This is a genomic window from Bacillus sp. FSL R12-0074 (genome assembly GCF_038005725.1).
Lineage (GTDB): Bacteria > Bacillota > Bacilli > Bacillales > Bacillaceae_G > Bacillus_A > Bacillus_A mycoides.
This window is the reverse complement of record NZ_JBBOTR010000004.1, coordinates 19,961-44,531: the sequence shown is the minus strand read 5'-3', so window position 1 is coordinate 44,531 and position 24,571 is coordinate 19,961. Positions and strand designations below refer to the sequence as shown.

Below are 24,571 nucleotides of genomic sequence, written 5' to 3'. Positions count from 1 at the left end.
CTGATACTAGTACTCTAAAAAGGATGTGATTGGTATGGAAAAGCAAAATCTATTCAAGTGGAAACATTATCAACCGGATATTATTTTATTAACAGTGAGATGGTACCTACGGTACAACCTCAGTTTTCGTGATTTAGTCGAAATGATGGAAGAACGCGGGCTATCCCTTGCTCATACAACTATCATGCGATGGGTTCATCAATATGGTCCCGAATTAGATAAGCGCGTACGACGTCATCTTAAGTCAACCAATGATTCTTGGCGAGTCGATGAGACGTATGTGAAAGTCAAAGGTCAATGGATGTACCTATATCGTGCTGTTGATTCAAAAGGAAATACAATTGATTTTCATTTAAGCAAAACAAGAGATCATAGGGCTGCAAAGCGTTTTTTCAAGAAAGCTTTGCAGTCTTTTCATGTTTCAAAGCCCCGTGTGATTACAGTAGATAAAAACCCGGCCTATCCTATAGCGATTGAAGAGTTGAAGAAAGAGAAAAAGATGCCTGTAGGCATCCAAATAAGGCAGGTAAAATACCTTAATAACATTGTAGAGCAAGATCATCGTTTTATTAAAAAGAGAGTTCGTTCAATGTTAGGATTGAAATCTTTTCGTACAGCTAAATCTATTCTTTCAGGAATAGAAGCGATGCATATCATTAAAAAAGGCCAACTTATTTTACGGGACAAGTCTGTCCAAAATGAAATGAAGTTTATTCATCAACTATTCGGAATGGCTGCATAAGAATAGATTCCATTAGAAATCTATATACCTCTTTCAAATAAATGCAATCTTTGCACCAGAACCCCTTTTTTAGAGTCATACTATCAGTGTGTCCAAGTTTAGGAGATTACTTGCGAGAATCTTGGAGCTTTTGTACCAAAAGCAGGTTTTCAGTATTCATAGAACTACTCCCAATTATAGAAGTGGGAGTAGTTCAAATACTGCATATGGATTCTATTCCTTATATTCAGACTGAATTTCTGACTTTGTTGGATTTTGTATGTTTTTTTCATCGGGTGTCGGTTTCCACCAATTACCAGTTATGAATAACATGGTCAATAAATTATAACTGTCACTAAAATAGCTTTCTTTTTTATTCTTCATCCAATCCCAGCCGTTATTAACCCACGCTTGATTATTACTGTTAGTTGTACCAGCAGCAATAAATGGTGAAACGAACACAGCTGTTGGATAATCACCAATGTTTGTTCCATTTAGTTCATAACCGTCCACAATTTTAGATGGGTTACCTTTTGTTTTATTTTTAATCCACGTAGCGACCTTATCAGAAATCACCTTACTTCTCTTTTCTCCATACATTGCATAATCCATAACAATTCGGAGTGGTACACGACTCGCATTATAGTAATATGCATCGGTATGTTTTGATTCATCTAAAAAGTTTTTAGGCGCAGGCTGTGGTGGATTTTTCACAACAAAATCAGAAATCAATCCTGTAGTTGGCGAGTATTTATTTGTAAACTGTGTATAAGTATTGTAGAGATTATCAATAACATTAAGCCAAGTTTTATCCCCTGTAAATTCGTAGAAAGCTCTTAAATGAGACATCATCCAATCGGAAGGTCTAGTATCAAATGTACTCTTTGAACCCCAATCACCTAAATTCAAACTATTATTTTTGGTCACATTACTAGCCTTAATACCTTTTGTAATCATATTTTGAGCTTCTTTCAAATAGTTGATTGTGCCATTTGACCCCCATTGTTTATGAGCAAGAAGAAGTGAATAAGCAATGTCTAAATCCCCATCTGTCGCAGAATCAAAATGCCCTTGAGCTTTTTTACTATCGGCTACAACCCAACCCATTAAATTGGGGTTTTCGGAACTTTTAAAAGCTCTCGCTGTTTTAAATAAGCCATTATAAATAGTTTGGGCGTTTGAATCATAACCTGCCATTAAAACCGTGATTATCATACCATAACCCTGTCCTTCTGAAGTTCCTAACGGTTTAAAGCCATCTGCATTTCCTGTAATCTCTCCTTTGACGTAGTAACCACCTGGAAGTGAAGAAAGATCATTCTTTAGATACTTCTTTTTCCAATTATTATAATAATTTTTAACTGAAGTATTCAAACTTTCTTGTGAAACATGATTCGGTTTAATAATACCAGAGTAGTTTACTTGCTGTGGAAAGGGTTTCATCTCTTTAGCAACAGCTGCTACTTGAGAAGTGTTTGATGTAGTAGAAGGATTTATTATGTCTCCAGTATTTCTTAATGAAGTGTTGTCTAAAACCTCTGCAGCAGTACAATTAGTATAACTTGCTAAACCTATACCAAATGCGGATATAAAAGTGAATATCTTTCTTTTTCGGCTCATTTTTCGGCTCCTTTAAAAAATTAATTTTCGTAAAGTACAGAAACAATCCTATGATTCTATGAAATTTACTTTACTACTGCATCAACTTTGATGTACTTTTCATCTTTGCTCAATTCCATTTTACAAATGATATATATAAGTTGTATTTCTAGGTAGTTTTCGAACAGAGCGGATACAATTACTCTTGATTTAGTAGTTTATATAAGAAAGTAAAATCACCATATTTATGTGTCTTAGCAGATACAATTGAGTCAAAATTTTAGATAAAATGGGAGGTGATTTTATATAGCTCTCAAAATTTACTGTTGTTTGCTTTCCAAAATTTTTTGATACTATTTGTTACGGAAATTTTTCTTTGGGAGGAGAATCCGCATGTAAGTTCGAGCCACCTACACCGAATGCCATTGTTCATGCCACCACAACAGCCGATAATAAGCCAAAGGAACTTTTCAATATAATCACCTCTTAAAATGTATTTATATAGGAACTATACCGTTTTTTGGTGATTATTGAAATAGTCTTTAATATTTTTCAAAAAATGTCTGATTTTATGTTTTTTACTATCTTTATAGGAATATGACTGACCGAGCATGTTCTATAAACAAAAAGGGTTCTGGTGCAAAGATAAAATAAAAGAGACTATAGCTGGTTCTGGTGCAAAGATTGCATTTATTTGAAAGAGGTATATAGATTTCTAATGGAATCTATTCTTATGCAGCCATTCCGAATAGTTGATGAATAAACTTCATTTCATTTTGGACAGACTTGTCCCGTAAAATAAGTTGGCCTTTTTTAATGATATGCATCGCTTCTATTCCTGAAAGAATAGATTTAGCTGTACGAAAAGATTTCAATCCTAACATTGAACGAACTCTCTTTTTAATAAAACGATGATCTTGCTCTACAATGTTATTAAGGTATTTTACCTGCCTTATTTGGATGCCTACAGGCATCTTTTTCTCTTTCTTCAACTCTTCAATCGCTATAGGATAGGCCGGGTTTTTATCTACTGTAATCACACGGGGCTTTGAAACATGAAAAGACTGCAAAGCTTTCTTGAAAAAACGCTTTGCAGCCCTATGATCTCTTGTTTTGCTTAAATGAAAATCAATTGTATTTCCTTTTGAATCAACAGCACGATATAGGTACATCCATTGACCTTTGACTTTCACATACGTCTCATCGACTCGCCAAGAATCATTGGTTGACTTAAGATGACGTCGTACGCGCTTATCTAATTCGGGACCATATTGATGAACCCATCGCATGATAGTTGTATGAGCAAGGGATAGCCCGCGTTCTTCCATCATTTCGACTAAATCACGAAAACTGAGGTTGTACCGTAGGTACCATCTCACGGTTAATAAAATAATATCCGGTTGATAATGTTTCCACTTGAATAGATTTTGTTTTTCCATACCAATCACATCCTTTTTAGAGTACTAGTATCAGTATGTCCAAGTTTAGGAGGTTACTTACAAGCGTTTTGGAGTGTTTGCACCAGAACCATAAATTTTGCATTTCCATACTGATCACGTCCTTTTTTAGAGTACTAGTATCAGTATGTCCAAGTTTAGGAGATTACTTGCAAGCGGCTTCGTTTTTTGCACCAGAACCAGAAAAGAGTGCTTCTGCTGATTGAAATGGCTAGATTATATGATGAAGTGGATAATTTTCAAGTGATTGAAAGTGTCTTGGGAAGGGAGTAGATTTTCTGTTATGATAGAAAAAGCAATGAATCAGCGAGGTGAAAGTAATGATTTTTTTATTTCGATTTGATGTGACAGACAAGGGAATGGATTTTATTCTAAATGAAGAAATAGCAAAAGATATGTATCCTGATTTGGAAGAAATGCTCCGTGATTTAGTGAAATCTTTATGCTCAATACTTGAATACTATAAAGTCTATAACAAAGAGAAAACCATCTTTTCAGGTGTCATTCACGATAATGGGGAAGCGGAGGTTACACTCAGTAAAGGTTTAGGAGAATACATTGATCTATATACCAAGAATCAAATTATCTTTGATCATGGAAAACTTATTACTGAACTTTGTACCACAATCATGGATCGGAGATCAGCAGAAGCACAATTAAAAGGTTTGATTAAATTGTAAGGATTGATGAGTGGTGAGTAGTTCAATGAAAGTACGTGTTAGAAAAACTTTATACATACTATAGAAAATAGAGCACTCATGGCTAATTTGTTGTATACTAAAGAAGCTCAAGCAAGAACTATATTATGCGGTTTTAGGCATAAAAAAACGTCTTTTATCAGTACATAAAAGACGTTTTTTATTTGAACATTATAAATATAGCATGTCGTATGAGTAGTAAGACATGCCACTTTCAGAAAATGTGCTGATTGAGAAACGTATATTATCCCTACATAGCTTGTTGCGCAAACAGAATCCGCAAGTATATTATATCACAAATCAATGATGAAAAAGTGATGTATTTCACCATTTCTTGTATATATTTCTAATTAGATGTATACTAAATATGGTTTCTTTTGTAAAATTTTTAGGTGTTTTTCAAGTCAATTTATGGTCGTTATCTAATCTATTGTATGTATCTGCAGTCGGGCTCTTATGTTCATCATAAGAGCTTATTTGCATGTTCAGTCTGCTTTTAGGTACAATGAAAAAAAGAGATTTTATCAGGCAGGGAGAGGAAATCCATGTCCAATCAATCATTAGTTAATTTACGTATTGATTTTGCATTTAAACAATTATTTGGTACATCGGGAAGCGAAGAAATTCTCATTACATTTTTGAACGCAATGTTAAAGAATTCGTTAGAATCACCGATTCAATCGCTTCAATTTGAAGACCCTCATTTGCATAGGGAACATGAAGAAGATAAATTATCAATTTTAGATGTCTCCGCAACATTAGACACGGGAACTAGGATTAACATTGAAATTCAAATGAATAATCATCACGACATTCTGAAACGTTCCCTTTATTATTGGAGTAGATTGTATGCATCTCAATTAAAAAAAGGGAAGCCATATAGTTCCCTTCATAAAACCATTACCATTAATTTATTGAACTTCTCCATGTTTAAAGAATATGAAGATTTTCATACGACGGGGAAACTGTGGAATATACAACAGCAGCAACTCCTAAGTGACGATATCGAAATTCATATCGTTGAAATTCCAAAATTGCTACAGCAGTGGCGTGAGGAAAAAGTAAACCCATGGGAGGATTCGTTTGTTCGTTGGTTATTATTGTTACCAGCCAATGAAGATGAGCATTTAACACATACATTGGAGGCGATTGCGATGAATCAGGATCCAATTTTACAAAAGGCGATGGATAAATGGGAACATATGAGTCAAGATGCTTCTTTTCGTAAAGAGTATGAAGCAAGGGAAAAAGCTTTGATGGATGAAGCGGCCGGTATTGCACATGCATTAAATAAAGGGATTCAACAGGGAAAACGTCAAATGATTCTCGGTATGCATCGATTACAAATCCCAATAGAAACCATTGCACAAGCAAGTGAACTAACGATTGAAGAAGTAAAGAAAATCATAGAGCAAGCATAAAAGAGGCGGTCTTTGGACTGTCTCTTTTTACGAAAAAACACAACAAAGACAGCTATGCCAGACTGTCTTTGTTGTGTATGTGATTTTGCAAGTGTTTGTACGTATATATCATATCAAAATAGCTTCTACCATACAAAAGAAAAGCCTATATGTATAATCTGTGACTGTATCTTTTCTCTGCGTAAACTCACTATATGTAGCAACTATCCCTTACAGATTGCTCTTCATTTCGCAGTATACCTTAACTTGTGGTGAAAATACATACGTTTTACACTAACCCCTTGAATGCCCCCCTGGCTCACGATGATGTCCGCCACCATTTCCATGTGCATACAATTCAGCGGGCACGTCAATATGATGACCTGTATTTCCATGAGCAGATTTAGAACCTCCACCATTTCCATGTTGACTCATATACCCTGTATTCCCATCTGCACTTCCAAAAAGTATGTAATTCATTGTGATTTCCTCCCTTTCTAAATTATATCTTCATACTAGCATAGTCCCCCAAAGTGAAACATGTGAATTTATACAGAAAATGCAAAAAATTAAATTTAATGTTTGTAATTTGAATAATTACATAATATTGTGAATTTGTAAGTAATTGATTATGTCTTTTTTATAGGAATATAGATATTCACTTTATATACATAAGGGAGGAAAATGTATGGGATATATAATTTGTATTGTTTTTATTTTAATATCAGGCAGTATGGCGTACTTTTTTTATAAAAAAACAACTGCATTACACACAGAAAAACAAATGATGTTGCAAGAACATCAACTGGAAAAAAACGATATCATTCATCATCTTGAACAACAAAAAAACGATATAGAACATGATCTCAAACAAGAAAATCAAAACCTAGAAGTAGCGTATAAAAATATTCTAATACAAGAAAAAGAGAAATACGAAATTGAAGTGGCAGAAATACAAGAAAGCATAAATGAACTAAATAATTATATTGAGGATATTCAAAAATATTCTCGGAATTCAGGTGAGATCATTACTCATCAAATTTTAAGTGAATTAAAAAGAACATGGGTTTCGAACGGGGCATTATCCGAAACGGATATGTATATTATTCCTAATGTATTTATTCCTTTTACGTATAATGGCAAAGTGAGAACACGACAAATTGACCACCTCATTTTATTACCAGTAGGAATTTATGTTGTAGAAACAAAGTACTGGCGAGGTAAAATTATCCATGGGTTAACAAAAAAAAGTGCAAAAGATTTTTCATTTTTACTTGATATGATTCCAAATAGCAAAAAAGATGCCCAAACTCTAGTATTTATTCCTTCTCAGTCGACTGATGAAACAGGTAAATTAGTAAATACAATTCAAGTTCGTTCTTATGGAGAACCGACTGACCAAGCTTCTAAAACCGCTGTCACATTAAATGAGTATTTGAATACCCAATTATCTTGGAAAGTTCCCTATATAACACCTGTGGTATATTTTGGTTATCCTAACCAAGGTAACAATGGGTTAATTGAATTAGCCAATGAAAATAAAGTAAATAGGTTCAATACCGCCGATCAATTGCAAAATTTTTTTAGGCAAGAATTGGTCAAATCACCTAAATTGAATACTGTACAGTTACAAGAAATTAAATCTATTGTCGAACAGGTGAATTACCTAGAATCCGCAAGCCATGCTGAAAAATTAATCTCTAAACAACAAATAAATGGATAAAATCATAAATCGGGGCTGATTTAGGTTCTGGTGCAAACATTTTTTGAAGTTATAAAGAAGTGAAGAGATTCCTAACGGAATCCGCTTTTATACTGGAATACCGAATAGTTGATGAATGAGGTTCACTTGATTTTGGACAGACGAGAGGTTTGTCCTTTTTTCATCATATGCATGGCTTCAACACCTCTCAATATAGAAGTTGCCGTTTTAAATGACTTGAATCCCAACATAGAACGCACGCGTTTCTTAATAAAACGATGATCTTGTTCCACTATATTATTGAGATATCTAACTTGCCTTAGTTGTATGCCTTCAGGCATATGTTTCTCTTCTTTTAACTCTTGAATCGCTACAAGGTAGGCAGGGTTCTTATCTACTGTTATCACAAGGGGTTTAGACACGTACGAAAAAGCCAAGGCTTTCTTGAAAAAGCGCTTGGCTGCTTGTTTATCTCTTGATTTACTTAGATAAAAATCAATGGTGTTCCCTTCGGAATCTAAAGCACGATATAAATATATCCATTGACCCTTTACTTTGATATAGGTTTCATCGACCCTCCATGAGTCATTTGTTGATTTAAGATGATATCGTACTTTCTCTTCTAATTGAGGTCCATATTGATGAACCCAGCGCATAATGGTTGTGTGAGCGATTGATACTCCTCGTTCTTCCATCATTTCCACCAGGTTACGAAAGCTCAAATTGTACCGCAGGTACCATCTTACTGTTAATAAGATCAGTTCAGGCTGATAATGTTTCCACTTGAATAGATTTTTCTTTTCCATACCAATCACATCCTTTTTTAAAGTACTAGTATCAGTATTTCCAAGTTTGATAGACATTTTTCATATACTTCAAAGTTTTTGCACCAGAACCCAGAATCCTTATAATAAGGATTCTATTTTTTTGCATTAAATTTCTACAAACAAAAAAAGATAAGATCGGAGAATACGATCTTATCTTCAGCACAAGGAGTAAACATAAGTGATAACCATCACATTTTTATTATACTTTAATTTTTGTTAATTTTGAATATTAAAACCATAATTTACAAGTATATCTATATTGAGAATTTTAATACAAATTTAGTTGTGAATATTTTCAAATCCCTCACAACATTGACTTTATTCCCATTCCATTAATATACTCAAAATCATGAAGAAAAGTATACATTCAAAATACAATAAACAAAGTGCTTTAGAGTTCCATTAGTGAAATTCAAGTCCATCGACATACATACGATGCGGCAACCACTCGGTTACTTATTTTATAAACAAACAAAAGATATGACGGTTCAATCTAATAATCATTCCATTCAAGATTAATTTTTTTAAGTTATACTTTTATTCTAGTATATTGAAAAAATGAGATATAATATTAAAATAAGTAAAATAAAGGAGAGGGTATTATTGGTTTTATATATAGTTTATGGGATGTTAGGGATTATTTTTATATTTGGAGCATGGAAATCTATTAGAGCCTTTTTTGATCAAAAAAAGGATCAAAGTATTTCTTACCTGATTATAACAGTAGGAATTAATCTTATAATTGCTTCATTTGGTGGGAAATTAATTGATAAAGTGCTTTCTTATTATACAGCAGTATCTGTAAATGCATCTAAAGAAGAAGTTTTAAAAAATATAGATAAAGTAAGTGACCTAAACATTCCTCAATTAGCTACAGGGAGTATTTTGCTCATACTTGGTATCTATCTTTTATATCGTTCAAATCAAAAATCTTATATTTTAAATATCAACGGTTACTTTGATAAAAGAATAGAAAATCAGGTTCTGGTGCAAACACTCCAAAACGCTTGTAAGTAACCTCCTAAACTTGGACATACTGATACTAGTACTCTAAAAAGGATGTGATTGGTATGGAAAAGCAAAATCTATTCAAGTGGAAACATTATCAACCGGATATTATTTTATTAACAGTGAGATGGTACCTACGGTACAACCTCAGTTTTCGTGATTTAGTCGAAATGATGGAAGAACGCGGGCTATCCCTTGCTCATACAACTATCATGCGATGGGTTCATCAATATGGTCCCGAATTAGATAAGCGCGTACGACGTCATCTTAAGTCAACCAATGATTCTTGGCGAGTCGATGAGACGTATGTGAAAGTCAAAGGTCAATGGATGTACCTATATCGTGCTGTTGATTCAAAAGGAAATACAATTGATTTTCATTTAAGCAAAACAAGAGATCATAGGGCTGCAAAGCGTTTTTTCAAGAAAGCTTTGCAGTCTTTTCATGTTTCAAAGCCCCGTGTGATTACAGTAGATAAAAACCCGGCCTATCCTATAGCGATTGAAGAGTTGAAGAAAGAGAAAAAGATGCCTGTAGGCATCCAAATAAGGCAGGTAAAATACCTTAATAACATTGTAGAGCAAGATCATCGTTTTATTAAAAAGAGAGTTCGTTCAATGTTAGGATTGAAATCTTTTCGTACAGCTAAATCTATTCTTTCAGGAATAGAAGCGATGCATATCATTAAAAAAGGCCAACTTATTTTACGGGACAAGTCTGTCCAAAATGAAATGAAGTTTATTCATCAACTATTCGGAATGGCTGCATAAGAATAGATTCCATTAGAAATCTATATACCTCTTTCAAATAAATGCAATCTTTGCACCAGAACCAGCTATAGTCTCTTTTATTTTATCTTTGCACCAGAACCAAAAATACACTTTTGCGAAGATCTTAACACCATGAATCTCAAAAACATAAGTGTGAGATTATTACTCGTACAGTTATTTTCTCTAGTACTGGACCTATTTATATCTTCCTCAAGGAGGCTGTTCTTACCTTGGTTTGTTGAAGATAGTTTCGGTTTACTTGGAATTTTCGTTACTACACCTTTATTATTATTTATTGGTGTAATTATGACATATCTTAAGAAAAGAAAAGGCCTTTGTATAACAAGAATGAGACAAACGATTCCTTTTAGTTATTATTGATTTATTAAAATAAAAATTGAGACAAAAAAAACAAGAAAGGTTGGCATTTTGCCAGCCTTTCTTGTTTACTACTTCATTCATTTTACAGATAAATATTTTGTTTTGGGATACTTAAAAATCTTCGCTTAATGAGCATGGGGCCAAGCTGAAAAAATATAGAATATCGTAAAAAATCAGAATTTTATACGATATTAATGAAAGACTTTTGTAACATTTATGAAAGACTTTTGAAAGGTATTTAAACTAAGATAAACTTCGGAACGTTAAATGCAGTTTAATAAATAGAAAAAATAGGGTAGCACAAAGTGAGGAGCACAATTATGAATGGAAAAGCAAAAAAAAGTATGCGAAAAGTCCTTCCTGTAGGGATTGCAATGGGGATTTTATTCAGCGCCAGCCCCGTAACAGAATATAAAGTGAAGGCAGATGTTGATACGTTCGGAACGATTGTTACAACATTTGGGAATATTTATGATGCGTTTTTAAAAGAGCCGTTTGTTAAGTTTTTAGAAGAAACCGATGCAAAATTCACTTATAATCGTGGGGTTGAAAACAGTGCTTACATAGCACCTACTTTCCAAAAAGGAGAGTTTGGTATTAGTGCGTTTGATTATTATAAAGATAAAAAATTTAGCAAGAAGGTTAAAATTGCTTACGCTGATGGAAAGGTTGAATATAAAACAATCAAGCATGGGGAACAAATGCGTATTAAGCAAGCTGGTACAATAGTAGACTTAACTCCTGATGAACCAGAATTATCTAAACATATTCTTTTGTATATTACACAAAAACAATTAGATGAAGGAAAAACAGGTGTTGCTCTTACAAACTGGCAAACCTTTTATCTAGAAAGTAGCAATGAAGGTCATTATACGAATTTAGCAGATAAATTTGTAAGACAAGCATTCCCAGGTGCTTATACTACAGGTGGTGTGCTTGCTATTGGTCAGAATTTTAAGGATCTTTTTAACCAACTACCAGAAGGTAAACGAAAATTAGGAACAGCTACTTCAGAGCCGGTAAGTAAAGATGTTCTTCGGAATTATCTCACAAGTGATTCTGAAGCTCTTGCAGATTTTAATAACCGTGTAGTAAATGTATTTGCAGAGACGAAATTGGGTCTAGATACACCTATTTCATTACCATTTATTACATTAAATGGTGGTGAGAATTATAAAATTATTCCTTATAAAAAAGGGTCGAATAAAGTGTTTGTAAGAAAAGGTTCACAATACCTTTCAGGAAAAGAAGGTAAGAATCTTCAATACTCTGATTCAATTGGTGATGATGAATTGTTTGAACTTGTTCAGATTGGAAATTCTCATCAGGGAGAATTTCAATTCCGTTTGAATAACAAAAATGGAGTAAGTTTGGCTGGTAATTTGTATACTTACCAATTTGGTACGGATTCGAGCTTCAAATCTGAAATTCGTTTCACTGCAAAAACCAACAATGAAATTCATAATTGGCTAAGAGAGTGGTATCCTGGTAAAGAAAATGAGAAACCGAAGTATGACGGAATACAGATAGTATCTGATGAATATGATCGTCATAAATTGCTTGCAAAAGATTCTTCTGGAAACGTGATAAAGAACAATTGGGTAACCGTTGCTGGCGTTCATTATTATGCAGGTTCCGATGGAGTCTTGTTGAAGGGTTGGCAGGATATCGAAGGTAAGACGTATTATTTTAAAGATGATTCTAGCATGTTAAAGGAAAATTCATGGGACACACCTATTAACAATAAGTTCTACAATTTTGATGATAACGGTGCTTTACAGCGATCAGCATGGACAAGTCACAGCGAAGGATATTCCGCATATTCTGATGCTTCCGGAGCGTTTGTTGAAGAAGGTCTACGAGAAATCGATGGTAAGATTTATTACTTCCAAAGTCGGGCGGGATCAACGAAAAAGGAGGTGCGTTTAGAAGATCAAAATATCGTGCTTCACTTTTCTGGTGATAAAGGCGCACTTGAGAAGGCTTCTAGTCTGGATGGAGGAGCGCTAAGTAATACTGGAACTTATATTAGTCTTGATGAGAAAAAGCTAGTGTTTGAAAAAGATGGTTCTATTAGAAAAAGTGGGGTCTCTAAAATCTTTTTTGATGACTTATTTGATACTACAAGGAAAAAACCTGTACTTGTATATTACAGCTTAGAAGAAGGGCCTTTCTATAGTGGTTGGAAGGAAATTGATGGTAAAAAATATTATTTCAATTCTGGAAAGAACTATAATTTTGACTATAATATAACTATTGACGAAAAAAAATATTACTTTAATAATGAGGGAGAAGTTCTACCGACAGATTTTATAGAAAAAGATGGAAAAAAATATTATTACAATGATAAAGGCGTCATGCAAACAGGTGGACAAAAAATAAATGGTTTTACGTTTTACTTCTCGGAAAATACTGAAACCCTCGGACAAATGCAGAGTAATACCTTTTTTAAGTATGATGGAAAATTGTATTTTGCGGGCTCTTGGGGGGCGGCTTTGCTAAACAAAGATGAGTATGTATGGGACGAGAAAACAGAAGCTGAATACTATGTTTACATTAACAACGAGGGGCATGTTGTTAAATATTGGAGAAAATAATAAATAATTTGCAAGTAAAAGGAGCTAAAAGGTTCCGTTGCAAAGTTTAAAAAAGTAGAAACAGATATTGATAAATAAGGAAAACTATTTAGGCAGTGACTAATAATTTGTGTAATTCCTTGTACGTTGAAAAACCGCAGTTTGACTGTAAACTGCGGTTTCATTTATATATAGCATGAATGGTTTCGATTCCTTTCAAGGTACGTGAAGCATGCGATTGAATTACGGGAGCACACCACTAAAACAGTGAAAGAAATATGCCAAATTACAGGTGTGAGTCAGGCCGCCCTGTATCGTAGATTAAAAGAACTTGAATAAAGTTCTTTTTTGATTTGTAATTAAATCCCAGAGTGGCCCCTCATACCCAGAATCGTTTCCGTACCCCTAATTCAAATTAGATGCGGAATGTATCAAGTACATTATCTTTTTCTTCTTTATTAATCCCGATGTATCTTAGTGTAATTTGTGGTGTACTATGATTCAATATTTCTTGTAACATAGCAATATCTTTTGTTTGCTTGTAAAACCAATATCCAAATGTTTTACGCATAGTATGAGTACCTAATGATTCTACTCCGGCAAAATCTCCGGCTTTTTGTAACTGTCGATAGGCTTGAATTTTACTAATGGGTTTATCACCTTTTCGAGAAGGAAATAACCAGGTACTTTTTAGACTTTCAGCGTATGGAAATACTTCCTCAAAAATCGATGTAATATTTATGATACGCTCCTTTTTTGTTTTTCCTTCTTTAACGGTTCTGGTGCAAAGATTGCATTTATTTGAAAGAGGTATATAGATTTCTAATGGAATCTATTCTTATGCAGCCATTCCGAATAGTTGATGAATAAACTTCATTTCATTTTGGACAGACTTGTCCCGTAAAATAAGTTGGCCTTTTTTAATGATATGCATCGCTTCTATTCCTGAAAGAATAGATTTAGCTGTACGAAAAGATTTCAATCCTAACATTGAACGAACTCTCTTTTTAATAAAACGATGATCTTGCTCTACAATGTTATTAAGGTATTTTACCTGCCTTATTTGGATGCCTACAGGCATCTTTTTCTCTTTCTTCAACTCTTCAATCGCTATAGGATAGGCCGGGTTTTTATCTACTGTAATCACACGGGGCTTTGAAACATGAAAAGACTGCAAAGCTTTCTTGAAAAAACGCTTTGCAGCCCTATGATCTCTTGTTTTGCTTAAATGAAAATCAATTGTATTTCCTTTTGAATCAACAGCACGATATAGGTACATCCATTGACCTTTGACTTTCACATACGTCTCATCGACTCGCCAAGAATCATTGGTTGACTTAAGATGACGTCGTACGCGCTTATCTAATTCGGGACCATATTGATGAACCCATCGCATGATAGTTGTATGAGCAAGGGATAGCCCGCGTTCTTCCATCATTTCGACTAAATCACGAAAACTGAGGTTGTACCGTAGGTACCATCTCACTGTTAATAAAATAATATCCGGTTGATAATGTTTCCACTTGAATAGATTTTGCTTTTCCATACCAATCACATCCTTTTTAGAGTACTAGTATCAGTATGTCCAAGTTTAGGAGGTTACTTACAAGCGTTTTGGAGTGTTTGCACCAGAACCTCTTTAACTTTAAATTCTTTCCGCTTTTTTCGCTTTAATTTTAAAATCTCATTCGTTTCCATTTTAAGTAAGTCACTTACACGTAATCCAGTATTAATCCCAAGTAGGAATAAAATGTAATCACGATCTGAACAATGACGTTTAAGAGACCATTTCATATCTTCGAGCTGTTCTATGCTCCGAATTGGTTGTACATCAATTAAATGTTGCTTTTTATTTATCTACTTTTCAATCCCTTTACTTTCAGTGATTTGAATGTATACTTTTTTGTCTGTTTTTATAATATCAATGAAATTAGATGAAAGTCATTGTTTAAGGGGAAACGAAAGTAAACTGTTGGCTAAAAGTTTACTTTCGATATTTTAAACATTTACAACTAAATTTGTAATAAATTTCTCAATATAGATATGACTGTTAAGTATCGTTTTATTATTGAAAATTAACAAAAATATACTATTATAAAATTAAGATGGTTTTTGCCTTTGTTTTTCCCTTATGCTAGAGATAAGATCATACTCTTCGATCTTATCTTTTTTATTTGTGGATTTGTAACAAAAAAAGAATCCTTTAAAATAAAGAGATCCAAGTAAAGAAAAAGTACACATATTATTGTTAGCGTGAGGTAGAGAATGAACTGATTCTGTTATTCATCTTGGCCGAGCGTCTTTAAAACCAATGAAAGACTTTTGTAACATTTTTGAAAGACTTTTGAAAGATATTTAAAGTAAGATAAGCTTATCGCTAATGTATATGCAAAACACTCCATATTTTATTTTTATAATGCAAGATGTGTTAGAAAAATAAAATTGATCAAACCAAGCTTCCCCAAAGCTTCTTTGAAATAAACAAAACCCGCAGAAAACATTCTTGTTCTCTGTGGGTTTTGTTTATTTTATTTTTTTCTTGAAACAAGTGTTGTTTTATCATAGAAGCGATACCGCCAGCATTTCGGAAAAAAACCACGTTAAGCAAAAAATAAAATAAGCTGCCCATATGGACAGCTCATTTACATAATTATCGTTATCAGAAGTTGTTAAGTCCATTTTTTACAGGTGGTCCCAATATTGTGTGTTATGTATTCAAGCACCTTCACCAATAAAGATACCCCTTATCTTCATTATTCCATGTAGAAAGCAGCAAACCCCTACGTCGTGCTACTGGGAGAACTATGATTTAGCTATATTCCTTTTCTTTTTCTCCAAAACAAATACAACGAATAAAACAGTTAAGAAAATAAGACCTGAGAGAACTTTGATTGATGTATGTGAAACAAGTACTAGATCTTTAAGAAAACTAATACAAGCTACAATAAGCAATACCCAATGACCATTCTTGGCAATCAATTTCATCAATATTTTTCACTCCATTTCATCACCTTAGGTATCCATATTATACCAAAAAGAAAGTAACTTAATATGAATTTCTTTTCTGCATGTCGTATTCATGTCAGGTTAACATAACGCCTCATTATCGGTAGCAAGGACAAGGAGGAACACTACTCTCACAAGGGAACCTCCTTTTTTTGTTTTATGGATCTATGCATTTTTTTATACATTCCTATCCTGGCGCGGTTTTAGGGTTCTCATTTGTTACTGGATTAGCCAAAAAATTGTATAAAATCTTACATACTCATAGCGTGGGGTTTTTCCGAAATGCTGGCGGTACCCCATGTATAAATGTATTTGTTATTGGGATTCACATATGTATCCACACCGAAAACCAAGAAGATGATCGAAATTAATTCTGGACATTATTTAATCGGCAATGTAATATGAAATTGACTTCACGTGAAGTTAACTTCATATTGCGAGGTGATTTATTTGAAAAATAGATTTAAAGAGCTTTATTTATGTTCGTTTCTAATTATTGCAATGGGTTTTTTTGAAATATTTTTTAATCATACTAGAGCTGATTTTAGTGAGGGATTTTACTCAGGTAATTTAAAGATACTTACAGGAATAATTTTTTTAATTTTTGCTTTAGTTTCTCAAAGTAAATATAAGGCTAATCGTAAACAGTTAGAAAGAGAGCAATCAATGGAATATGATGAGCGAGATGATCTAATAGAAGGAAAAGCTTCTCAACTTACCATGAGTATTCTAATGGTTATGATCATTCTTATGATGTTTCTTACGAAATGGATTACAATTTCAATTGATATTGGGCTAATTCTCATTATAATATGTTGTCTAATTACGAAAAAATTAGCTGAAAAATATTATAATAGTTTTCTTTGAGTAGGAGATTTCTATGAAAAATAGAATAAAAGAGTTGCGTTTAAAACATGAAATAACACAACAAGAATTAGCTGATAAAGTATTTGTTTCTTCAAGAACTATTATTTCGTTAGAAAAACAAAAGTATAATCCATCTGTTTTACTGGCATATAGAATATCTGTGGTTTTTAATCTATCGATTGAAGAAGTTTTTATATTTGAAGAAGATGACTACTAGTAATATTTAAAAAATAATAAAGCAAAATATAAATAATGAATAGAGGTATATATGTTATGATGTTAAAACTATTTATAATACTTTTGGGATTAGTCTTAATAGTATGGGGTACATATAGAATGAAAAAAGATGATGCATTCGTAGGAAAAACCCAAACAAGAAAAAATATTTTCAATCTGTTTATTTTTGGAGAGGCTTCTGGACTAGGACAATTATTAGGTGGAATTCTGCTTGTCATTTTAGTAATTGTATCCTTTATAATTAAATAATTTTTAAATAAGAGGAGCTAAGATCTATGGTTTAGCTCCTTTTGTTGTGATAAAGTTTTTAAGCAAGAACGCAAATGAATATAAATTTTATATTAATCGTTAGTAAAATAAAAATACTAACAATTAGAAAAAACATTTTACAATATTATATGTGAATCAGAAAAAGATTTCGTTTATTATTGATAAAGGAACAGAGGAGATTTTAAGTATGAAAACAAGAATTGCAATTATAGAAGATGAAGATAATATCCGTGAAATATGCAAACGGTACTTAGAAAGAGAAGGATATGAAGTATACACCGCTGTAGACGGAGAAGAAGGTTGGAATTTATTTCAGCAATATCAACCAGATCTAATTGTTTTAGATTTGATGATGCCGAAAAAAGATGGATGGGAACTATGTGAGGAAATTCGCCTACACTCTAATGTTCCTATTATTATGTTGACTGCTAGGGGCGAAGAAAGAGATCGAATTTTGGGCTTAACAATAGGCGCGGATGATTATGTAACAAAGCCGTTTTCACCTCGTGAATTAGTATTAAGGGTACAAATTGTATTACGAAGAGGCAATCAAGCAATAATACAAATACAAGAACCAGTATCAGAAATAATAAGATTCCTAGATTTAGAGATTCATTCAACCAAAAGACGGGTATTTGTTTGTGGGCATGAAATTGAGTTAACAGCGAAAGAATTTGAGGTACTTCATACTATGGCAAAACATCCAAGACAAGTATTTTCAAGATCTCAACTTCTTGAAAAAATTTGGGGTTTTGAGTATGAAGGGTGCACAAATACAGTAACAGTTTTAGTAAGTCGCCTACGTGAGAAATTAGAGAAACATACAACAAAGAATCGTTGGATTCATACAGTTTGGGGCATAGGTTATTGCTTTGAGACAGATGGAGCAAATGAAATATGAAGTTAAGGATTCAATTGTTATTGATGAATTTATTAAGTACGGGTATCATGTTAATCTCTATCTGGTATAGCGAAAGACAAATGTTACTTAGACCAGAACAGACACGGTTATTTACAGTAATCGTGATTGTAGCACTAATTATTTCAACGATTATATACTGGTTAATGACACGTCCGATTATGAAATCGATTCAGAATTTAATTGCATTAACCAAACAATTTAGTGATAGACATTTTGAAACGATGTACATAATAGGGAAAGAACCGGAAGAGTTTAAAGAATTGGCCACAGCTTTTCAAGAAATGGCAAAAAAATTAGAAGAAAGCTTTACTAAGTTAGAAAAAGGAGAAAAAGAACGTACTGAGCTGATTGCGAATATTTCACATGACTTACGAACTCCTCTTGCTAGCATACAATTGATGATAGAAGCGTTACAAGATGGTTTAATTGAAGATGCTGATATGAAAAATCAGTATCTAACGACAATTCTAAACGAAATACAACGATTAAGTGGATTAATTAATGACTTATTTGAGCTTTCTAAGTTAGAACTTGGACAAGAAGCATTTCATCCAAGTTTAAAACATGTAGATAGTATTCTATTAAAAGTAATAGATTCACATGCTATCCTATTGAAAGATAAAGAGATTGATTTGCAATTACGTGTTTCAGATACATTACCAAAACTTTGGATTATGCCATGTAAAATAGCACGAGTTATCAATAATTTGTTACATAATGCGATTGGACATTCTCCTACATATGGCACAATTGAGTTAATTGTAGAGGAAAATAAACAGAAACAGCAAATTATATTCACTTTGCGTGATGAGGGGAATGGGATTTCCTACGATGAACAACTACGTATATTTGAACGCTTTTTCAGAACAGATCCATCAAGAAGTTCACAATCTGGAGGATCTGGACTTGGACTCGCCATTGCAAAATCATTAGTGGAAATGCATAAAGGAGAAATTGGTGTTCGGAACCGTCCAGATGGTAAACAGGGATGTGAATTTTGGTTTACTCTTCCTGTTATGTCAGAAAAGAAATAATACAGTTGAAAGACTTAATTATCACTAATCATTGTATCTAAAATGAAAAACCTTTCAGACAATCTAAAGGATTTTTATTAACATAAACGGCTAAGATGTTAATCACGCAGATAGAGAAAAAGAATCCCTTATTTTTTGGGATTCTTTTTTGTTAAAGCTTGCTCACACAAATGATCTGCACATCAATTCATCTTTGAGATACAGATCATTTGTATGATAATTTTTATAAATAATTGCTGAATAATGAACTTACATAAATGCTTTTAAAAGTTCTTGAACGAATAGAATTAATCCATCTACAAATTTTAAAACTGCCACTGTGATTGCCATAATATTCCCGCCTCTTTCTTGGTGTTTAGATGTGGTACATCTTTATGCTTTCATTATAGTAAGCATTCGTAGAAATATTTAAAAATCCCGATATGCAAAATTACATATTTATATCCGTATTATTGAATAAAAGATCTATGAAGCCAATGAGCATGCAGGTTTTCCTTTTTGTTTATTCGTTTCATCAGAAAGGAAGTCAGACCTTTGAAAGACTTTTGTAACATTTATGAAAGAAAAATGAAAGATTTATTAGCTAGGATGAGGTTGGTCTACTAGTAGATGATGCGCGCAGATGATAAAACCAATAGTAAAAATAAGAAGGGATGCAGACATGTTTATGAAAAAAAAACTACCTATACTTACATTCTTAGCATTAATGTTTAGTTTAATCGTTACTGTTTTTCCTACTAATTCTGCTTATGCAGTTGAGGATGATCGTATACTTGATATTTATGGTGATCCAATTACCACAAATAAAGATTACATTCTAGTAGACAAATATTTGTGGGTGACAGGTATTCCTTTTGAAAAACGCGTAGCACCTGTAGGTCAGAATAGACTTGGAATAACTTATGAGAAGTTTGCGGGTTGGCATTATGCAATCCAATATAAAAACTCGTCTTATTACGGTGCTTCTGAAAAGCATAAGGATACAAAAGGTAATGAGTATTATGGTACACCTATCAATTTTGAAGTACCGGCTGGAGTAGAGAGTGATGGATATATAAGAAATAATACTCCAATTACAATGTTAATGTGGATCGGGGGACCAAATGCTGATGCAGGAGGAACAAAAAAATATGTAAATGCAGGCAATAGAAGCTGGATCTATTTTAGTGACCAATCAAGAAGCATTTTAACGGTTAAGAAAAAAAATTCGAAGGAAATAGATTTAGTAACAGGTAAAACGGATTATCTCAGAGATAAATTTGGTAGACCTACTGATTGGTATAATGCGGATAAACAGCAATCTAGTTATGGAGTTATAACAACTTTCCAGCTAGAGACTTCAGAGCAACCATTTGCAAATCAAGATAAATTGTGGGGAATATCTGCGCCTGAAGACTACGCTGGCTATGAATTAGTACCTTTACAATAAAGCATCTATTAAGTCTATCTAACTTACGCATTGTTCAATATATTATGCTAAAAAGTTGCAATAAAAGCATATGAAGAAAATTTAGATTATACATCAAATGGAGGAATATTTATGAAAAGAAAAATTTTAGCTATAGCTTCTGTAATTGCTTTAACAGCTCCTATCCAAAGTGTGGCGTTTGCACATGAAAATTGCCACCAAGATTCACCAATTGCTCTAAAGTGGTCAGCAGAATCTATACATAATGAAGGCGTAAGTTCTCATTTATGGATTGTAAACAAAGCTATTGATATTATGTCCCAAAATACGACTGTGGTGAAGCAAAATGAGACAGCTCTATTAAATGAATGGCGTACAGATCTAGAGAAAGGCATTTACTCTGCGGATTATCAAAACCCATACTATGATAATTCCACATTCGCTTCACACTTCTATGATCCTGATTCAGGAAAAACGTACATTCCATTTGCTAAACAAGCAAAGCAAACAGGAGCGAAATACTTTAAATTAGCTGGAGAAGCTTATCAAAATAAAGATATGAAAAATGCATTCTTTTATTTAGGATTATCACTTCATTATTTAGGGGATGTCAACCAACCAATGCATGCAGCAAACTTTACTAACATTTCGCATCCATTTGGCTTCCACTCAAAATATGAAAACTTCGTTGATACAGTGAAAGACAATTATAGAGTAACAGATGGAAATGGCTATTGGAATTGGCAAAGTACAAATCCAGAAGATTGGGTTCATGCATCAGCATCAGCAGCAAAAGCTGATTTCCCATCAATTGTTAATGATAATACGAAAAGTTGGTTCCTAAAAGCAGCGGTATCACAAGACTCTGCTGAAAAATGGCGTGCTGAAGTAACACCGGTAACAGGAAAACGTTTAATGGAAGCACAGCGTATTACAGCAGGATATATCCATTTATGGTTTGATACGTACGTGAATAACAAATAACAAATATATTTACACATGACAAAAGTTATTTATGCTATAAAGTGAAACTTCCAACGGTGGGGGAGCATTCCCCACCTATCTTCTTTATTTCTCTCTGAAACTTGATGTGGAAGTCTTACTGACCGTAAATAGCGGGATAAAGTAAAACGGAAACGACTATTGGGTTCAAGGGTCACCCTGAGAGTAAATACTATAATTTGAGTTCGATAAGTGTATTTTAGAAATTTCCAAGTTTTTCAAATCAATGAAAGACTTTTGTAACATTTAAGAAAGTAAATTGAAAGATTTATACAATAAGATGAATATATCGAAAGTGTTTCTATTTTAATGCGAAGTAAAAAGTATAAGCAATGTACAGTATAATTTCGCTTTTTATAATTTTATAGAAGTGATGAAAGAAAGGAAGAAATCTATGAATCATAAGAAAAAATTAATTCCAGCAGCATTAGCATTTGCTGTTCTAGCAAGTCCAGCCTTTTCTTTAAAGGCAGAAGCAAGTACAGTATCTTCAGCTTCTAGCGCAGTTACTTCTGTTGAAAAAGAAAATCCATCATTAAATCTTGAAGAGGGACAGGTATCCAAAGAAAATTCCATTGTAAATCAAGAATTTGATGCAAATTATATCAATAATAATATTATCAAAGCGAATTTTCCATCTGTTACACCACCACACATCAAGGAAGCAAAACCACTTCAATATGTGTATTTAGATTATTTTTATAAAAATGACAATAAAATCATTGGAAATTGGAGAAATAAAGAGCTAAAACATATGGATCCACCACCTAGATTTTATTACGACTTACAATTCATGGGGTATAGCCAATCTCAGATCGAAGAATATTTTGGAAGTACTTATGGAGAAGCTTTTGTAAAAGGACTTGTTCTGGAAACATTAGAAAACCTTTTTAACACTCGTTATGCGCAAGATCCATATGATCCCGATGTGCAAAAAATATTACAATCTAAATACTACGAAAAAAGTGAAGCTGAAGACTCATTTTGGTCGCCAGAATTTTTTGAAGGTGAAGGTGGCTTAAAAAGAGCCATTCTAGAGGAATTCGGAAAGAAAAGTTTAGATGAGCTTGGAATCCAAGTCATTTGGGGTGACAATAATTGGGGCGCTGAAAAGGCTGTAACAATTGGTTATTCAGCGAAGACACCATTTAACCCATTAAAAGATGCTGTATTAACTGAAAAGAAATATCTGAAGAAAGTTCCTGGTGGATCAGCATCCATTCCAGCTAAAAATACAGGATATGAAGTAACGTTTGACATCAAAACAGGGATGACGAATGAACAATCACAATCATTTGCTCACACTGTAGGTGTAAACGCCGGTTTTGGTATTGAAGATATTTTTGAAGTTGGAGCAAGTTATGAGTTCCAAAGTACATTTGGTACAAGCATCTCATTAAGTGAAGAACAAACGGTATCACGTAAATTTAGCCTTACTAACGATTCGGATCGAACAATTACAGCTGCATTATACCAAGTTACAGCTGAATATAGCTTAAAACCAGGTTCTGCAGTTGCTGGAGTTGCAAATAAAACAATCAATTCACCTTTTGCACAGTTCTGGCAAGGTGGTCATTATTGGGATACAGCTACGACAGTTAAACCGTCATCTACTTCAACAGGTGCAATTAAAACAGATGATTTAAAATTAGTTCGCTCAGATGTATTAGAAAAATAAAATTAATCAAAACGAGTTTCCCCCAAGCTCCTTTAAAACAATAAAAATGAGAGCATGTTTTGAAAAAAGATTACTCAAAACATGCTCTTCATATTTGTTTTTATATCAAAATTAAGTGCCCCTTGTAGTTCCATTCCTTTTGTCTAAATAAATTTAAAAACATATTGTTAGGGGTCACCATACATGCCTATCAACTTAAGAATGTCATTGAAATGTACCAATAGATTCTAGTGCAGCAAAATAAATTGTGCTATGATGTGAGCAAATATAAAGCTATCTAACGGAGGGATTCACATGCCGCATGTTGTATTTCGTGGAATTACTACTGAACAATTAAAACGCATAAGCAAGCCATTAGTAGAAGAACTCGCAGGAATTTGCGAGTGTGGTACGGATAATTTTACGTTGGAACTACCAAGTTCTACGTTTGTATTCAATGGAGAAGAAATAGAAGTGTTTCCTCTTATTGAAGTGAAATGGTTCGAGCGTGGACAGGAAATTCGTGATCGATTTGCCAAGGCCATTACTACATATATAATGGATTTTGGACTTCCAGAAGTAGAGGTTGTATTTACGATTTTCACAGAATCAGCGTATTATATTAACGGGAAGCATTGTGCAAGTTAGAGCTATTTGAAAAATTTTTGTAACATTTATTAGGGGTAGCGCCACAGGCCCATCAACTTAAGAATTTTATAACACCTCAAAACAAAAAAATTGTACATTTTCACATGAAGATGTCAATTTTCTCGTTTTGGGGGTATTTGTATTTCTTAGCTTGATAGCGATGTGGCGGTACCCCATATCCATCAACTTAAGAATTTTATAACGCCCCCAAAACAAAAAATGTACATTTTTACCTGGAGATGTCAAATTTCTCGTTTTGGGGGTATTTGCTTTTCTTAGCTTGATGAGCATGTATGGTGACCCCTACTGGAAGATATCATTACAGTTAGGTTGCGATTCAACCATGTTAGGAAAAGAGCTAAAGAAACGTGGACTGTATCG

At 33.4% G+C, this 24,571-nt stretch carries 20 protein-coding genes and 4 pseudogenes; 16 read left to right on the top strand and 8 right to left on the bottom strand.

All coding sequences use genetic code 11. The features are described 5' to 3' along the window. Positions 1 to 34 precede the first annotated feature (34 nt). Positions 35 to 742, top strand: coding sequence for an IS6 family transposase (locus NSS97_RS29530; RefSeq protein ID WP_341115144.1), 708 nt, complete (start codon positions 35 to 37; stop codon positions 740 to 742). A gap of 213 nt (positions 743 to 955) precedes the next feature. Here the strand turns inward: NSS97_RS29530 and NSS97_RS29525 are convergent, their stop codons facing one another. Together NSS97_RS29525 and NSS97_RS29520 are read right to left on the bottom strand one after the other, a co-directional pair. Further along, entirely contained in the window at positions 956 to 2,341 is a 1,386-nt protein-coding gene (locus NSS97_RS29525; RefSeq protein WP_341115162.1) for a glycosyl hydrolase family 8, read from the bottom strand. Between the two features lie 710 nt (positions 2,342 to 3,051). Next, complete coding sequence (locus tag NSS97_RS29520) at positions 3,052 to 3,759, bottom strand: IS6 family transposase (protein WP_341115144.1); 708 nt, start codon at positions 3,757 to 3,759, stop codon at positions 3,052 to 3,054. A gap of 338 nt (positions 3,760 to 4,097) precedes the next feature. Here NSS97_RS29520 and NSS97_RS29515 point away from each other — a divergent pair, with 338 nt between their 5' ends. Both NSS97_RS29515 and NSS97_RS29510 read left to right on the top strand, forming a co-directional pair. Beyond that, complete coding sequence (locus tag NSS97_RS29515; protein WP_326038262.1) at positions 4,098 to 4,457, top strand: hypothetical protein; 360 nt, start codon at positions 4,098 to 4,100, stop codon at positions 4,455 to 4,457. Positions 4,458 to 5,020: 563 nt separating this feature from the next. Next, the gene (locus NSS97_RS29510; protein WP_341115156.1) at positions 5,021 to 5,896 is read left to right on the top strand and encodes an Rpn family recombination-promoting nuclease/putative transposase; all 876 of its coding nucleotides are present in this window, start codon (positions 5,021 to 5,023) and stop codon (positions 5,894 to 5,896) included. 273 nt (positions 5,897 to 6,169) lie between these two features. Here NSS97_RS29510 and NSS97_RS29505 read toward each other — a convergent pair whose 3' ends face one another. Beyond that, positions 6,170 to 6,355, bottom strand: a complete 186-nt coding sequence (locus tag NSS97_RS29505; protein ID WP_341115153.1) for a hypothetical protein — start codon at positions 6,353 to 6,355, stop codon at positions 6,170 to 6,172. A gap of 208 nt (positions 6,356 to 6,563) precedes the next feature. Between NSS97_RS29505 and NSS97_RS29500 the strand changes: the two genes are divergently transcribed. Then, the gene (locus NSS97_RS29500; RefSeq protein ID WP_341115151.1) at positions 6,564 to 7,598 is read left to right on the top strand and encodes a nuclease-related domain-containing protein; all 1,035 of its coding nucleotides are present in this window, start codon (positions 6,564 to 6,566) and stop codon (positions 7,596 to 7,598) included. An 87-nt stretch (positions 7,599 to 7,685) separates the two neighbouring features. Here the strand turns inward: NSS97_RS29500 and NSS97_RS29495 are convergent. Beyond that, positions 7,686 to 8,383, bottom strand: a pseudogene (locus NSS97_RS29495) (IS6 family transposase). Between the two features lie 624 nt (positions 8,384 to 9,007). On the opposite strand from NSS97_RS29495, the gene NSS97_RS29490 reads away from it, so the two are divergent. The 3 genes from NSS97_RS29490 to NSS97_RS29480 all read left to right on the top strand — a co-directional run bounded on the left by NSS97_RS29490 (position 9,008) and on the right by NSS97_RS29480 (position 13,160). Then, complete coding sequence (locus NSS97_RS29490; RefSeq protein ID WP_341115148.1) at positions 9,008 to 9,421, top strand: hypothetical protein; 414 nt, start codon at positions 9,008 to 9,010, stop codon at positions 9,419 to 9,421. 53 nt (positions 9,422 to 9,474) lie between these two features. Continuing rightward, complete coding sequence (locus NSS97_RS29485) at positions 9,475 to 10,182, top strand: IS6 family transposase (protein ID WP_341115144.1); 708 nt, start codon at positions 9,475 to 9,477, stop codon at positions 10,180 to 10,182. Positions 10,183 to 10,883: 701 nt separating this feature from the next. Next, on the top strand, positions 10,884 to 13,160 hold the full coding sequence (locus tag NSS97_RS29480) for an N-acetylmuramoyl-L-alanine amidase family protein (RefSeq protein ID WP_341115146.1): 2,277 nt from the start codon (positions 10,884 to 10,886) through the stop codon (positions 13,158 to 13,160). Positions 13,161 to 13,248: 88 nt separating this feature from the next. Here the strand turns inward: NSS97_RS29480 and NSS97_RS29475 are convergent. The 4 genes and pseudogenes from NSS97_RS29475 to NSS97_RS29460 all read right to left on the bottom strand — a co-directional run. Beyond that, positions 13,249 to 13,374: pseudogene (locus tag NSS97_RS29475) on the bottom strand (IS6 family transposase); the annotation flags it as partial. Positions 13,375 to 13,554: 180 nt separating this feature from the next. Next, a pseudogene (locus NSS97_RS29470) lies at positions 13,555 to 13,914 on the bottom strand (tyrosine-type recombinase/integrase); the annotation flags it as partial. Positions 13,915 to 13,977: 63 nt separating this feature from the next. Then, positions 13,978 to 14,685 (bottom strand): IS6 family transposase, encoded by a 708-nt coding sequence (locus NSS97_RS29465; protein ID WP_341115144.1) that lies wholly within the window; start codon positions 14,683 to 14,685, stop codon positions 13,978 to 13,980. An 89-nt stretch (positions 14,686 to 14,774) separates the two neighbouring features. Next, a pseudogene (locus tag NSS97_RS29460) lies at positions 14,775 to 14,996 on the bottom strand (tyrosine-type recombinase/integrase); the annotation flags it as partial. A gap of 1,599 nt (positions 14,997 to 16,595) precedes the next feature. Between NSS97_RS29460 and NSS97_RS29455 the strand changes: the two are divergent. From NSS97_RS29455 to NSS97_RS29415, 9 genes are all read left to right on the top strand, one after another. Beyond that, a complete protein-coding gene (locus NSS97_RS29455) occupies positions 16,596 to 17,012 on the top strand; it encodes a DUF2178 domain-containing protein (protein ID WP_090835544.1) in 417 nt (138 codons plus the stop codon). Between the two features lie 13 nt (positions 17,013 to 17,025). After that, complete coding sequence (locus NSS97_RS29450) at positions 17,026 to 17,229, top strand: helix-turn-helix transcriptional regulator (protein WP_090835545.1); 204 nt, start codon at positions 17,026 to 17,028, stop codon at positions 17,227 to 17,229. Between the two features lie 56 nt (positions 17,230 to 17,285). Continuing rightward, on the top strand, positions 17,286 to 17,498 hold the full coding sequence (locus tag NSS97_RS29445) for a hypothetical protein (RefSeq protein ID WP_090835546.1): 213 nt from the start codon (positions 17,286 to 17,288) through the stop codon (positions 17,496 to 17,498). Between the two features lie 208 nt (positions 17,499 to 17,706). Further along, complete coding sequence (locus NSS97_RS29440) at positions 17,707 to 18,420, top strand: response regulator transcription factor (RefSeq protein WP_090835548.1); 714 nt, start codon at positions 17,707 to 17,709, stop codon at positions 18,418 to 18,420. Beyond that, a complete protein-coding gene (locus NSS97_RS29435) occupies positions 18,417 to 19,475 on the top strand; it encodes a sensor histidine kinase (RefSeq protein ID WP_090835550.1) in 1,059 nt (352 codons plus the stop codon). The genes NSS97_RS29440 and NSS97_RS29435 overlap by 4 nt, the downstream gene beginning before the upstream one ends. Before the next feature lie 661 nt (positions 19,476 to 20,136). Next, positions 20,137 to 20,904, top strand: coding sequence for a hypothetical protein (locus tag NSS97_RS29430; protein WP_090835552.1), 768 nt, complete (start codon positions 20,137 to 20,139; stop codon positions 20,902 to 20,904). 111 nt (positions 20,905 to 21,015) lie between these two features. Next, positions 21,016 to 21,867 (top strand): phospholipase C, encoded by an 852-nt coding sequence (locus NSS97_RS29425; protein ID WP_341115134.1) that lies wholly within the window; start codon positions 21,016 to 21,018, stop codon positions 21,865 to 21,867. Positions 21,868 to 22,279: 412 nt separating this feature from the next. Continuing rightward, positions 22,280 to 23,563: a hypothetical protein gene (locus NSS97_RS29420; protein ID WP_175491570.1), complete on the top strand. Its 1,284-nt coding sequence runs from the start codon at positions 22,280 to 22,282 to the stop codon at positions 23,561 to 23,563. Between the two features lie 294 nt (positions 23,564 to 23,857). Next, complete coding sequence (locus NSS97_RS29415) at positions 23,858 to 24,190, top strand: DUF1904 family protein (RefSeq protein WP_341115132.1); 333 nt, start codon at positions 23,858 to 23,860, stop codon at positions 24,188 to 24,190. The last annotated feature ends 381 nt before the right edge of the window (positions 24,191 to 24,571 follow it).

Bases quoted from the DNA above. Each gene is read 5' to 3' on its own strand.
- NSS97_RS29465 (WP_341115144.1), bottom strand. From the start codon at position 14,685: ATGGAAAAGCAAAATCTATTCAAGTGGAAACATTATCAACCGGATATT.
- NSS97_RS29485 (WP_341115144.1), top strand. From the start codon at position 9,475: ATGGAAAAGCAAAATCTATTCAAGTGGAAACATTATCAACCGGATATT.
- NSS97_RS29435 (WP_090835550.1), top strand. From the start codon at position 18,417: ATGAAGTTAAGGATTCAATTGTTATTGATGAATTTATTAAGTACGGGT.
- NSS97_RS29530 (WP_341115144.1), top strand. From the start codon at position 35: ATGGAAAAGCAAAATCTATTCAAGTGGAAACATTATCAACCGGATATT.
- NSS97_RS29505 (WP_341115153.1), bottom strand. From the start codon at position 6,355: ATGAATTACATACTTTTTGGAAGTGCAGATGGGAATACAGGGTATATG.
- NSS97_RS29415 (WP_341115132.1), top strand. From the start codon at position 23,858: ATGCCGCATGTTGTATTTCGTGGAATTACTACTGAACAATTAAAACGC.
- NSS97_RS29520 (WP_341115144.1), bottom strand. From the start codon at position 3,759: ATGGAAAAACAAAATCTATTCAAGTGGAAACATTATCAACCGGATATT.
- NSS97_RS29500 (WP_341115151.1), top strand. From the start codon at position 6,564: ATGGGATATATAATTTGTATTGTTTTTATTTTAATATCAGGCAGTATG.
- NSS97_RS29445 (WP_090835546.1), top strand. From the start codon at position 17,286: ATGATGTTAAAACTATTTATAATACTTTTGGGATTAGTCTTAATAGTA.
- NSS97_RS29430 (WP_090835552.1), top strand. From the start codon at position 20,137: ATGTTTATGAAAAAAAAACTACCTATACTTACATTCTTAGCATTAATG.
- NSS97_RS29420 (WP_175491570.1), top strand. From the start codon at position 22,280: ATGAATCATAAGAAAAAATTAATTCCAGCAGCATTAGCATTTGCTGTT.
- NSS97_RS29510 (WP_341115156.1), top strand. From the start codon at position 5,021: ATGTCCAATCAATCATTAGTTAATTTACGTATTGATTTTGCATTTAAA.
- NSS97_RS29480 (WP_341115146.1), top strand. From the start codon at position 10,884: ATGAATGGAAAAGCAAAAAAAAGTATGCGAAAAGTCCTTCCTGTAGGG.
- NSS97_RS29440 (WP_090835548.1), top strand. From the start codon at position 17,707: ATGAAAACAAGAATTGCAATTATAGAAGATGAAGATAATATCCGTGAA.
- NSS97_RS29450 (WP_090835545.1), top strand. From the start codon at position 17,026: ATGAAAAATAGAATAAAAGAGTTGCGTTTAAAACATGAAATAACACAA.
- NSS97_RS29425 (WP_341115134.1), top strand. From the start codon at position 21,016: ATGAAAAGAAAAATTTTAGCTATAGCTTCTGTAATTGCTTTAACAGCT.
- NSS97_RS29525 (WP_341115162.1), bottom strand. From the start codon at position 2,341: ATGAGCCGAAAAAGAAAGATATTCACTTTTATATCCGCATTTGGTATA.
- NSS97_RS29515 (WP_326038262.1), top strand. From the start codon at position 4,098: ATGATTTTTTTATTTCGATTTGATGTGACAGACAAGGGAATGGATTTT.